Origin of the sequence: Rhodococcus sp. RCBS9, assembly GCF_029457415.1 — a bacterium.
In the GTDB taxonomy this organism is placed as follows: Bacteria; Actinomycetota; Actinomycetes; order Mycobacteriales; family Mycobacteriaceae; genus Rhodococcus_F; species Rhodococcus_F qingshengii.
Genome location: NZ_CP120422.1, coordinates 2,129,559 through 2,141,838, shown reverse-complemented (window position 1 = coordinate 2,141,838; position 12,280 = coordinate 2,129,559). Strand labels below are relative to the sequence as shown.

The following is a 12,280-nucleotide window of genomic DNA, read 5'->3' as shown; positions in this document are numbered from 1 at the left end:
GACACCAAATAAGCGTCCAAGTCGAATATTCGGACCAAAGTCCCTGATTTAGCGGAGTGAATTTCGAACAATGAATGGTGTCGCCAGTTCTACCGCCCGAACGGCGGGGTGCGAGCAAACCTCGAATAGCGGTCGAATACCTTTTCCAGGCCCACGAGATCCGGATCTGACAACAAGGCTGCCAGAAGTACACGTGCCTGCCCGGCTCGAAGATCGGTGGAAAATACAGCGCCTGCGGCGATCAAGTCGTGCCCGCCACCACCGCCACCGTAAACCGGGGAGATTGGCCCCGAGGGCACCCGAGTTGTCACGGCTACCGGAATGTGAGCGCCTACGCAGTCTCGTACGGCCTCGACTATCGTCGGATTGGCATTTCCCGAACCGAGTCCGTCGAGAACAAGTCCCTGCGCCCCGGCGTGCACGCAGGCGTCGATCTGTACGCGGTCTGCCCCGGGATATACGGCGATGATGTCGACGCGGGTATCCGAAATCGGATGCCACGGCAATGGTTCTGGCGTGCGCAGCAGGAGCGGATCGATGTGCACGCGGCGGAAGGCATCGAGTGCCGTCGTATCGGACTTTCGCGTACCTGCGGCTGGATGGACCGAACCGCCGAAGGCGATGAGGACACCACGCCCGTGTGACGAGATGTCCAGTCCGGCTGAGATCGCCGCGGCGAGATTCGAACGAGCGTCGGATTCGGGATGGTCGAAAGTGCGCTGCGCGCCGGTGAAGACCACCGGGCGTTGGTCGTCGTGGTGCAGGTCCAACAAGAACGCAGTTTCCTCCATCGTGTCGGTGCCGTGAAGCACGACCACCGAGTCGAGTCCGGGATCTTTCAATTGATCGGCTACGGCGTCGCGAACACGATCCATGTCCGCGAAGGTCATGCTCGAGCTGTCCTTCGACATCACGTCGACGACTCGAAGCTCGATGTCGGTCTGCTCGTTGCCGACCAGATCTGCACCGGTGATTGCGGGCCGGCTGATTCCATGCGCATCCCGGGTGCTGGCGATGGTGCCACCGGTAGTGACAACTGCGACTTTCGACACTGTGGTCCTTTCACGTCAAGCTGCGGGGTGGTGGATGGCCAACTCGCGAATACGATTCCTGGCGGCGTACCAACCAATCATCAAGAGCGGTGCGATGATCGCGATGGATCCGACGGTCCACGTTCCAACAGGGTTGTCGAATGCCATCAACACGATAACGACCGCAAGAAAGACCAGTGTCGCGATCCCGGTGTACGGTGCGCCGAATATGCGGAAGGAAGGGCGAGTGACTTTGCCTTGTTTCGCAAGTTGCCAGAGCCTCAACTGGCACAGCACAATTACCGCCCATGCACTGATGATGCCCAGTGCCGCAAGATTGAGGACTATTTCGAAGGCTTGCGCTGGGACAACAGCATTGAGCCCGACGCCGAACAGGATGACCACGCCGGTGAGTGCGATTCCCCCGTACGGCACTCCGGCTTTGTTCATTCTGGCAGCGAAGGCAGGCGCCGAACCGGCCGTCGCCATCGAATGGAGTATTCGTCCGGTCGAATACAATCCGGCATTGAGGGAAGACAACGCCGCCGTGAGAACGACCAGATTCATGATCGCATCTGCGCCTTGGATGTTGATCGAACCGAAGAATGTGACGAATGGACTTTCACCGGCGTGGTATTCGGTGTACGGGAGCAACAGTGAGAGCAGCAGGACCGACCCCACGTAGAAGACGAGGATCCGAATGATCACTGTGTTGATCGCCTTGGGTATCACCTTCCGGGGATTTTCGGTCTCTCCAGCCGTGGTCCCCACGAGTTCAATTGAAGCGTAGGCGAACACGACGCCCTGAATCACCACGACTGCCGGCAGTATTCCGTTGGGGAACAGCCCACCGTTGTCGGCGATCAGGCTGAATCCGGAGGAATGCCCTTCGATGGGCGTGCCGAAGAGTACGAAATAGACACCGAACCCGAGGAATGCGGTCAAGGCCACGACCTTGATCAACGCGAACCAGAACTCCAACTCTCCGAAGACTTTCACGGACACGAGATTCAGTCCGAGAACCAGCAACACCGCGATCAGAGCGAACATCCACTGATCGATGTGTCCCAGTGGCGCCCAGTACTTTTTGAAGAAGTTCATGTACAACGCCACAGCCGTGACGTCGACCACGGCAGTCATTGCCCAGTTCATCCAGTACAACCAGCCCGCAGCGAAAGCCATCTTTTCGCCGAAGAATTCGCGTGCGTAGGAAACGAAGGATCCGGAGGTCGGTCGGTGCATCACCAGTTCGCCGAGTGCCCTCAGGATCAGGAACGCGAAGAATCCGCACAGCGCGTACACGAGAACCAAGGCCGGGCCCGCCTGTTGTAGTCGCCCTCCCGCCCCCATGAAAAGGCCGGTTCCGATCGCACCACCGATCGCGATCATCTGAATTTGTCTGGGGCCGAGCGCTTTCTGATATCCGAGATCCTCCTCAGTGGCAACTTCGGCGCGGCCTGTCTCTTCCCGTTCGACGGTCATCAAACCTCCTCCGCAACAGCGGTGGCATGAGGCTTCTCCCCCGAAACGCGGAGATTGGCGAGATGTTCGGGGCTGAGCAACCGATCGAGTTCCTCGCGGTCGAGCAGGCCGGCTTCGATTACGAGATCTGCGACGCGACGCCCGGAAATCAACGCCTCCTGGGCGATCCGAGTGGACGCGGTATATCCGATGTAGGGGTTGAGCGCGGTGACGAGGCCGATGGAGTCTTCGACTCGGGCGCGCAGCAGTTCAGTGTTAGCCGTGATGCCGAGTACGCACCGGTCCGCCAAAATGCGGCAAGCCGCACCGAGGTGTCGCATTCCTTCGGACAGTGAGTGCACGATGATCGGCTCGAAAGCGTTGAGTTGGAGCTGACCGGATTCCGCAGCCATCGTGATCGTCACGTCGTTGCCGATGACTTCGTACGCGACCTGATTGAGGACTTCGGGAATGACAGGATTGACCTTGCCCGGCATGATCGACGAACCTGCCTGCACCGGTGGAAGATTGATCTCGTTCAATCCGGCTCGCGGGCCCGAAGAGAGCAGCCGGAGATCGTTGCACACCTTGGACAACTTCACAGCGACCCGCTTGAGGACGCCGGAGAGGTGGACGAACTGGCCCACGTCTTGGGTCGCTTCGACAAGATCCGTTGCCAACACCAGCGGCAGTCCGGTCAGTGCGCCCAGGTCGGAACAGGCCACCTCGGCGTAGCCGGCGGGTGCGTTGAGGCCAGTGCCGATAGCAGTCGCACCGAGGTTGATCTCGTGAACGAGAAGAGCGGCCTCAGCCAGACGCGCCCGATCCTCCTCGATCATGACCGCGTAGGTCCCGAACTCCTGACCCAGGGTCATCGGCACGGCGTCCTGCAGTTGGGTGCGTCCCATCTTCACTGTGTCGGCGAACTGAAGAGATTTGGTCGTGAATGCGTTCTGGAGTGTAAGAAGTGCATCCAGCAGGTCATCGATCGCGAAGATCGTCGAGATATTCACGGCCGTGGGGTAGACGTCGTTGGTCGATTGGCTCAGGTTCACGTGTTCATTGGGGTGAAGCCGTTCGTAGTCGCCGCGCTGGTGGCCGAGGATTTCCAACGCGCGATTGGCGATGACCTCGTTCGCATTCATGTTCGTCGACGTGCCGGCGCCACCCTGGATGACGTCCACCACGAACTGTTCGTGCCACCGCCCGTCCACGATCTCCTTGCATGCCTGTGAGATGGCCTCCGCGCGCGGGCGGTCGAGGATGCCCAGCTTTTCGTTTGCGCTGGCTGCGGCCCACTTGACGTAAGCGATGCCGCGGATCAGATGCGGGTTCGTGGAGATTGTTCGACCAGTGATCGGGAAGTTCTCCATTGCGCGCAAGGTGTGGATACCCCAGTACGAATCGGCTGGAACCTCGCGATCGCCGAGCAGATCGTGTTCTGTTCGCGTTTCGAGCACTTGATCAATTCCTCGTGTCTCTTCGCGCAAGCATCACTCTGCGCGGTGGGTGTATTTCGGGATCGCAGCGCTGACGGTCGAGTAGTAGTCCCGCCCTGCTATCGGGCTATCAGGCTGTCTGACAGGTGTAATTGTTACCTCGCTCACTCCGGCACGTCAACCCTTCATCAGGTGCGATGTTTGACGCGGGTCTTCGGCAGTCGCAACAATGACGGCATGAACCTGTCAGACAGCTGGGCCACCAGGCGACCCGTCGCCTCGCGGGTGAGTGCTGCCGAGGCGGTTCTCGCCGACCTCCGTGCCGCAATAACCTCCGGCGAACTGGCAGTCGGAGAGCGTCTCCCGTCCGAGGCGTCCCTGGCCGAAAGACACGGGGTCAGTCGATCGGTCATCCGTGAAGCCCTGCGCTCGTGCCATGCCCTCGGGCTCACCGAGACGAAATCCGGGCTCGGCACCTTCGTCGTCAGCGATTCGATAGCGCGAGACCTCGACTTCGGCAGCTACGCGGCCAACGAGTTGGTCGAAGCGCGGCCGCATGTCGAAATTCCGGCCGCAGGGTGGGCTGCCCAACGGCACACAGCGGAGGAGTTGACGGCCCTCCGCGGACTGGTCCAGCAGATGCGTGACGAGGATGATCCGCTCGTATGGGTCGCACTCGATGCGCAGTTCCACGGACTGATCGCGAAAGCCAGTAGGAATCGGGTCTTCGAGTCGGTAATCGTCGATATTCGTGAAGCGTTGACAAGGCAGTCCGAGACACTCAATCTTGTTGCAGGTCGCCAGGAAAGGTCGAACGAGGAACACGAACGAATAGTCGAAGGAATCGCATCCGGCAGTTACGACCACGCCTCCAGGGCGATGGCCGAACATCTGGACGCCGTCAGGATGACGCTTGAAACTCTTGTCCAAGAAAGTAATCCGCCGTGACGGCGCTTCCGGGTAGGTCTGTCCTCGTCTGCGTTATCCTCGCGGTATCAGTGACCGGGGCGTTGGCCGGCTGCAGTTCGTCCGACACCCCGGTGACGTCGACGATCGCCGCGTCAGCGACGACAACGGCAGCTGTATCGATTACGGGCGTAAAGCCGCCATCGACGCCGGAATCCGAACGGGCACTCTTCGATGCGGTGGACCGCAATGATCCGGCAGCGATCACCGCGGCCCTGGCTTCGGGCGCGAACATCGAAGCTCGCGGCGAGGGCGAACGGACTCCACTCGTCGAGGCCACCAAGAACGACGCCGTCGCCGCGGCTTCTACGTTGATTCTTGCCGGAGCAGACGTGAACGCGAAGGATTCCATGCAGGATTCGGCCTTCCTGTATTCCGGAGCCGAGGGTTTGAACGAGATTCTGGCGCTCACGCTCGCCCACGGCGCGGACGTCGACAGCGTGAACCGTTACGGCGGTACGGCGCTGATTCCCGCGAGTGAACACGCGCATGTCGAGAGCGTCCGGATGCTGATCGCTGCCGGGGTTCCGGTCAATCACGTCAACGATCCCGGGTGGACGGCGCTACTCGAAGCCGTTGTGTACGGCGATGGTTCGGCGCGCTATATCGACGTGATCACTCAGCTTCTCGACGCGGGGGCAGATCCCTCGATCCGGGATGCATCGGGGAAGACCGCGTTGGACAATGCCGAAAGTCGTGGTCAGTCAGACGTTGTGGCGCTGCTTCAATCGCGGAGCTGACGCCAACGAGTCGGGCTCAGCCCGTAGGCCTGTCGAAAGCGTCGGCTGAAGTGTCCGGCGTCGACAAACCCCGCCCGGTGCGCAACGGTCGCGATCGGCAGATCGACGGTAGCGGGTCGAGCCAGTTCGTCCCGAGCCTTCTGCAGGCGCTGGGTGATGATCCACTGTTCGAGCCGGAATTCGTTGTCCGAGCAGATCTTGTACAGCTGTCGCAGTGAGATGTTGTGGGCGTGAGCAATTCGTGCGGGATTCAGTGTCGGATCGTGAAGGTGTTCACGGATGTATCGACGGATCGAAGTCATGGCAAGGGCCGATCTCGGAGCGGATGCGTCAGGATTCGCAAGTGCGATCGAAGCGACCAAAGCACGTGCGAGTTCGATCGAGGCCTCGCCCAATTGTTCGGCGGCAGGATCGGTCTCCAACAGAGCGGCGCTGCGGAACAATTCACGAACGTGCGCGATCATCACGGGGTACAGATTGCTGTGATGAGGCCGGGTAGCTGCGTCCCGCACGGTGTCGATCGGCAGTCCCAGCCGATCCATCGGAACGTAGAGGCACTGGGAAGCGCCCGTTCCCGGCCAGGAGAAATCGTAGGTCGACGTCAGGTCCGTCATCAACAGCTCCCCGGCGGGCACTCTGCGTTGTTCGTCGTGCTGATCTAGATGGCCGATCCCGATCTCCTGCAGGGCAATCGCAAGGACGGGCATCGACGCGGACCGGACGTGACGTGGTGTTCGGGTCAACCGCATACCGGTCGACTCGGAGCGGAACAGTGATGCTGCACCGAGGTTCCACACGTTCATTCTCGCGCTCACCCGTTCCGGGTTCTCCAAGTGGATTGCACACGGGACCGAGGCACGACCCATCGCGTCGACAAAGGCGTCCGCGCGTTGGTCAGGCTCCAACACGGAAGTATCCAGGAGCAAAGCCATGCAGCCCTGATACCCCGCGATGCGGACGCTCAACCAGAAGTTGTGCAGTGTGAGCTCAAAAGTCTGCACGGACAGTCACGTCCGTCGCAGCAGGTATTTCTAGGATCGAAACGGGCGTGTCCCGGCTTACCGCAGTTTCTCGCTTTTCGACGAGAGTGAAGGAAACGCATGAAGATCTCACGTGTATTCACCGCAGTTCTGGCGTTGCTCATGACAGTCGCGGCCGGAGTGATCTTCGGCTCCGGCGCTGCGGTGGCGAGCCCCAAGCCAACCGTCGTTCTCGTCCACGGCGCTTTTGCCGACGCGACCAGTTGGGACGGCGTTGCCGCCGACCTACGTTCGCGTGGCTATCGCGTCGTGGCGCCGGACAATCCTCTACGCGGGCCCGCTTACGACGCGTCCGTGATCGAGAAGACGGTTGCGGACATCGACGGACCTGTCGTGCTCGTCGGTCACTCGTACGGCGGCGCGGTGATCACCAATGTTCACGACCCGAAGGTGCAGTCGTTGGTGTACATCGCGGCGTTTGCTCCGGTTCAGGGTGAGCCGGTGCAGATCACGATCGATCCCATCAGGTTTCCTGGCAGCCAATTGCTTCCTCCGGCTCTGGGATTGAAGATCGTCGACGATCCTCACGCGATCGGCGGGAAGAACGTCGACGGCTACGTCACGGACGAGTATTTCCATTCCGTCTTCGCTCAGGATGTTTCCGACGAGACAGCGGCAACGATGTTGGCGCATCAGAAGTCTGCGGCTTTGTGGGCGAACCTCGAGCTCGGCGGGCCACCGTCGTGGGCGAACACACCGAGCTGGTATCTGGTTGCCGGTGAGGATCGCGTGATCCCAGCATCGGCGCAGCGGTTCATGGCAAACCGGATGGGCGCGAACACCAGCGAACTCCCGACCTCGCACGCATCGCTGGTTTCCCGGCCAGGGGCAGTGGCAGACGTGATCGTGGCGGCCGCTCACGGGTGAGTGTGCGACCGCCACGAAAGTAGAACAGGGTCAGGCGGAAACGATTACCGAGGAGCCGTGTCCGAACAGACCTTGGTTGGCGGTGATACCGATGCGGGCGCCTTCGACCTGACGGCCTTCGGCCTGTCCACGAAGCTGCCAAGTGAGCTCGCACACCTGCGCAAGTGCCTGTGCGGGAACGGCTTCGCCGAAGCACGCGAGACCACCGGACGGATTGACCGGGATGCGGCCTCCGATACTGGTGTCACCCGCACGCAGAAGGTGCTCGGCCTCGCCCCGCTTGCACAGCGCGAGGTCTTCGATCCAGTCCAGTTCCACCGAGGTAGCGAGGTCGTAGACCTCGGCGACGTCGACGTCCTCGGGAGAGATCCCGGCTTCTTCGTATGCGGCGTAGCCGATGGATTCCTTGAACGTGCGCTCCGGAGCGGGAACGGCGGAACTGGAATCGGTGGAGAAGTTCGGCATGTCCATGATCGTCTGGGGGAACGTCGGCGTGACCGTCGAAATAGCCTTGATGCGAACAGGTTCCGCGATGCCCATCTTGCGGGCGTATTCCATCGACGTCAGCAAGATTGCGGCGCCGCCGTCGGACGTCGCGCAGATGTCGAGCAGGTGAAGGGGATTGGACACCACGGGGGAGGCCAACACGTTCTCGACGGTGACTTCCTTGCGGTAGCGCGCATTCGGATTGCTCAGCCCGTGCCTGGCGTTCTTGACCTTCACGTTGGCGAAATCCTCCGCGGTGGCGCCGTAGAGGTCGATGCGACGACGCGCGTTGAGCGCGAAGTACGCCGGGTTGGTCATACCCATGAGGCGGAAGCGCAGCCAGTCCGGGTCGTCCCAACGCTCACCGGCGACGGGAGCGAGGAAGCCCTTCGGCGTGGTGTCGGCGCCGACGACCAGGGCAACTTCGCTGAGGCCGGCCAGGATTCGTGCGCGAGCGGTGTCGAGTGCCTGGGCTCCCGTCGCACACGCGGCGTACGACGTGGCGACGCGAGCGCCGTTCCAGCCGAGTGCCTGCGCGAAGGTGGCTCCGGCGACGTATCCGCCGTACCCGTTGCGGACGGTCTCGCCGCCGACGATGAAGTCGACATCCTGCCAATTCACACCCGAATCGGCGAGCGCGGCGCGAGCGGCCGCAACGCCGTATTTCACGAACGACTGCCCCCACTTGCCCCAGGGGTGCATACCGACACCGAGTACTGCGACGTCCTTGCTCATGACTGCAACTCCTGATCAGCTGCGGCGACAGGCTTCCAGCGCCACGTCGTACGTACTCCGGTTTCGTCGGTGTACAGCGGCTCGACAACCAATTCGACGGTATTGCCGACCTTGAGATCGTCGACGCCGAATCCGTCGGCCACCTGGCCGAGGATGACGATCCCCTCGGGCAGCTCGACTGCTGCGAGAGCAAAAGGCTCGTACGGATCCGAGCGCGGGATGTACGGCGGCGGGGGCTGGTACTGCGCGTCGGTGTACGACCAGACAGTGCCGCGGCGGGAGAGTTCCACGTCGTCGAACTCCTCGCTGAAGCAGCTCGGGTTCTTGCAGAACGTCGCCTCACGAGGGAAGGAAATGGTGCCGCAGGATTGGCACTTCGTGCCGATCAGAGCAGGTTCGTCGCCGGTGGTGAACCAACCCTCTACTGCAGGCGTCACACTCCCGTTCGGCGCCGGCGTTGCAGTCTCGCTCATGCAATCCTCATCTGGTTGGCGAGCCTGATCCGGGGGATCGTGGGCCCGCTGTGCCGCTTACTGGAACAGGTTGCAGTATTACACGATTTCGGCCGCTGACGGGCAAAAATTTTCGCTGAGTGGGACGCTGCCGGAACGCAGACGGCCCCGCCGGGCAGACGAGTCTGCAGGCGGGGCCGTGTGCGTGAAAGTAGCTGTTTACCTGTAGCGGATCAGCGAGCGCGAACGGGTCGACCGAATCGACGCGTCGGTTTCACCCGGGCCGCAGCGTCGAGGATGGAGGTGATCTCGACCTGATCCAGAACCTTCTCGCGGACACGGTCGTGCGCAGCGCCGCGTTCCAGTTCCGCCTTGTCGATGGCATGCCAGCCCTCGCGGTCGACGACGTCGGACTGTCGCGCCCGGACCAGACGATCGACTGCGGAGTCGTCGGCGACCGGGTTGGTCAGGCGTCCGTCGTTGAAGTCGTCGACGAGCATCCTGATCGTTTCCTGCGCGCAGGACTTGTTGGTGCCGATGAACCCGCTCGGTCCGCGCTTGATCCAACCGGTCGCGTAGACCCCGGTGGCGGGATCTCCGTTCGGAGCTTCGAGGACTCGCCCGTTCTCGTTCGGAATGACCGACGCACGCTCGTCGAACGGGACGCCGGGGATGGGCACTCCGCGGTAGCCGATCGAGGTGAGGACCAAGCCGGTATCGATGGTCTCGGTATCGCCGGTTGCTTCGATCTGCACGGTTCCGTTGGCGTCGACAAGAGCGTTGCGCGCGAACTCGATTCCGCTGACCTGATCGTCGCCGGTGATCGAGGTCGGCGTGAGCAGGTAGCGCAACGTGATGCGCTTGTTGCCGACGTCGACGTGATCGCGGTTCTTCAGGGCTTCGAGGAGACGCAACTTCTGCTCGACGGCATGCGGGAGTTCGCCGCGTTTTGCCAGTTCTTCGGTGGCCGAGTCGAGAACCATGTCGTCGGGTCCGACAGAGAGTTCGATGTCCGGCAGTGCCATCAGGCCGGTGAACTCGGGGACCGTGAACGCGGACTGCGCGATTCCGCGTCGACCCACGATGACAACTTCTTCGACGCGACTCTTCCGCAGAGCGGCGAGTGCGTGAGCGGAGATGTCGGTACCGGCCAACTTCTCGGGATCGGCCGTCAGAATGCGAGCGACGTCGAGCGCGACATTTCCGTTTCCGATGATGACCGCGCGGCGATGTGAGAGGTCGAAGACGTCGTCGGCGTGATCGGGGTGGCCGTTGTACCAGGCTACGAAGTCGGTGGCCGAGGCCGTGCCAGGCAGATCAGCGCCCGGAATGCCGAGACCACGGTCGGACGAAGCGCCGACTGCGTAGAGCACCGCATGGTGATTTTCGAGCAGTTCGCTGTGCGAGATGTGCTTGCCGATCTCGACGTTGAGGTAGAACTCGAAACCCTTTTGTGCGGCGATCTTGTCGAACAAGCGAGTGACCTGCTTGGTCTTCTGATGGTCCGGAGCAACGCCGGCGCGAACCAAGCCGTAAGGCACAGGAAGGCGATCGAAGACGTTGACCTGCACGTCAGGCTGAGTCAGCAACTCGTCCGCGGCGTACATCGCCGACGGTCCGGAACCGACGATCGCAACGCGCAACGGCGGTCGGCCCTTGTCGACGTGGGCTGCCGGGATGACCTTGGCGAGAAGCGGCCTGGGTCGCTCTTCCTTGTAGAAGTCCGCATTGATGGACAGGAAGACTCGCTGCGGGTCGGTCAGCTTCGACTCGGGGACGATGGCGTCGACCGGGCAGGCCGAGACGCATGCGCCACAGTCGACGCAGGCCTGCGGATCGATGTGCAGCATCTCGGCGGTGAGGAAGTCCGGCTCGTCCGGCGTCGGATGGATGCAGTTGACCGGGCAGGCGTAGACGCACGAGGCGTCGCTGCAACAGGACTGCGTGACTACGTGTGGCATGGCGCTATGAGTCCGATCTCGACTGTCCGGGAGCTACGCGGCGGCGTTGTGCGAGCTGCGGTGAGGTTCGCTACGGAAGCGTGATGCGCGGCCGTCCATCTTGCAGGCCTTCCACACCAGGCGCGAGGCACGGTTCATCAGGCCGGTGTCGGTGGCCAGCATGCGGACGTCACCGAAGTAGTTGCGCAGGGTCTGGCGCGACTCGGGCAGATCCCAGAACAGGTCCTTCTTCACGGACTTCGGGATGTCGAACTGCTTCCAGAAGGACTTCGGCGGGATGACGATGGCGTCACAGAGAATGCGCATGACGATCGGGAACAGCAGCGAGAGGACAAACCGGTTCGGGCGTGACATCAGCGGGATGCGACGGCTCAGCAGCTTGTGCGCGAACGAGATGTGACGCGCTTCCTCGGCTACGTGGATGGCCATGACCGACTGCATGATCGGGTGAATCTGGCCGCCGGCGCGCAGGATGCTCTTCTGAATGTGGTCGATCGGCTCTTCACCGGCGAGGACACCGACGAAGAACAGTTCGGGGAACGGACCCGCAGCGAGGGGGATGAAGGGTGCAAGCATCTTCATCGGACGGCTCATCCCGGGAGCGTCGGCACCGATGCGGTTGACCATCTCCTGGAACATCATCGTGTGGTTGCACTCTTCGACCGACTCGTGCGTGCAGTAGCGCGCCTCGGCCGAATCGTTGGGCAGTGAGAAGACGTACTGCATCATGCCGCGGATCAGAATGTTCTCGAACTGGAGACCGACCTTCGCGACATTGGCCTGGCGCCACATGCCGATTTCGATCTGCCTGGCCTCGGACTGCGACTGGTACCACGGGTGTGCGCCCAGCGGGTCAGTCTCGGCCGGGAGGATCCAGCGGCGATCGTTCGGGACGACGGCAAACTCGGGGGAGTCCCAGTCGATGTCGAGGTACGGGTCGAAGTGCTTGTGCACCGAGCCCTCGGACAGGAGTCGAAGCGTCTCGTTGTACGAGTCGTCGGATGCTTCTCCGCGCTTGTCGAGCGGCGATGTGAGCGTCATGGCGTCTCCTCTTCGTTTCGGTCACCGCTGGTATTTCTCGCGGTGTTCGGTGGAATCGAGG

The 12,280-nt window shown here is 62.0% G+C and carries 11 protein-coding genes; 3 read left to right on the top strand and 8 right to left on the bottom strand.

Annotation, left to right across the window (positions count from 1 at the left end):
* Window positions 1-89 precede the first annotated feature (89 nt).
* From P0M12_RS10225 to P0M12_RS10215, 3 genes are read right to left on the bottom strand one after another with little or no spacing between them, the layout of a single operon-like run.
* A complete protein-coding gene (locus tag P0M12_RS10225; protein WP_007730395.1) occupies window positions 90-1,052 on the bottom strand; it encodes an asparaginase in 963 nt (320 codons plus the stop codon).
* Window positions 1,053-1,067: 15 nt separating this feature from the next.
* Complete coding sequence (locus P0M12_RS10220) at window positions 1,068-2,513, bottom strand: amino acid permease (protein ID WP_007730398.1); 1,446 nt, start codon at window positions 2,511-2,513, stop codon at window positions 1,068-1,070.
* Window positions 2,513-3,952 (bottom strand): aspartate ammonia-lyase, encoded by a 1,440-nt coding sequence (locus P0M12_RS10215; protein WP_058038379.1) that lies wholly within the window; start codon window positions 3,950-3,952, stop codon window positions 2,513-2,515. The genes P0M12_RS10220 and P0M12_RS10215 overlap by 1 nt, the downstream gene beginning before the upstream one ends.
* A 216-nt stretch (window positions 3,953-4,168) precedes the next feature.
* On the opposite strand from P0M12_RS10215, the gene P0M12_RS10210 reads away from it, so the two are divergent.
* Together P0M12_RS10210 and P0M12_RS10205 are read left to right on the top strand one after the other, a co-directional pair.
* Window positions 4,169-4,879 carry a FadR/GntR family transcriptional regulator gene (locus P0M12_RS10210; protein ID WP_231782657.1) on the top strand — a complete coding sequence of 237 codons (711 nt, stop codon included), beginning with the start codon at window positions 4,169-4,171 and terminating at the stop codon, window positions 4,877-4,879.
* A 50-nt stretch (window positions 4,880-4,929) separates the two neighbouring features.
* A complete protein-coding gene (locus P0M12_RS10205) occupies window positions 4,930-5,637 on the top strand; it encodes an ankyrin repeat domain-containing protein (RefSeq protein ID WP_277377651.1) in 708 nt (235 codons plus the stop codon).
* Here P0M12_RS10205 and P0M12_RS10200 read toward each other — a convergent pair.
* Window positions 5,622-6,638 carry a helix-turn-helix domain-containing protein gene (locus P0M12_RS10200; RefSeq protein WP_277377650.1) on the bottom strand — a complete coding sequence of 339 codons (1,017 nt, stop codon included), beginning with the start codon at window positions 6,636-6,638 and terminating at the stop codon, window positions 5,622-5,624. The genes P0M12_RS10205 and P0M12_RS10200 overlap by 16 nt on opposite strands.
* Window positions 6,639-6,737: 99 nt before the next feature.
* On the opposite strand from P0M12_RS10200, the gene P0M12_RS10195 reads away from it, so the two are divergent.
* Complete coding sequence (locus tag P0M12_RS10195) at window positions 6,738-7,544, top strand: alpha/beta hydrolase (protein ID WP_064075045.1); 807 nt, start codon at window positions 6,738-6,740, stop codon at window positions 7,542-7,544.
* A gap of 30 nt (window positions 7,545-7,574) precedes the next feature.
* On the opposite strand, the gene P0M12_RS10190 is transcribed toward P0M12_RS10195, so the two are convergent.
* The 4 genes from P0M12_RS10190 to P0M12_RS10175 all read right to left on the bottom strand — a co-directional run bounded on the left by P0M12_RS10190 (window position 7,575) and on the right by P0M12_RS10175 (window position 12,219).
* Entirely contained in the window at window positions 7,575-8,765 is a 1,191-nt protein-coding gene (locus P0M12_RS10190; protein WP_030536146.1) for a lipid-transfer protein, read from the bottom strand.
* Window positions 8,762-9,238, bottom strand: a complete 477-nt coding sequence (locus tag P0M12_RS10185) for an OB-fold domain-containing protein (protein ID WP_003943075.1) — start codon at window positions 9,236-9,238, stop codon at window positions 8,762-8,764. The genes P0M12_RS10190 and P0M12_RS10185 overlap by 4 nt, the downstream gene beginning before the upstream one ends.
* Window positions 9,239-9,450: 212 nt before the next feature.
* On the bottom strand, window positions 9,451-11,178 hold the full coding sequence (locus P0M12_RS10180) for an FAD-dependent oxidoreductase (RefSeq protein WP_042921466.1): 1,728 nt from the start codon (window positions 11,176-11,178) through the stop codon (window positions 9,451-9,453).
* A 33-nt stretch (window positions 11,179-11,211) separates the two neighbouring features.
* A complete protein-coding gene (locus tag P0M12_RS10175) occupies window positions 11,212-12,219 on the bottom strand; it encodes a diiron oxygenase (protein ID WP_003943163.1) in 1,008 nt (335 codons plus the stop codon).
* Window positions 12,220-12,280 lie beyond the last annotated feature (61 nt).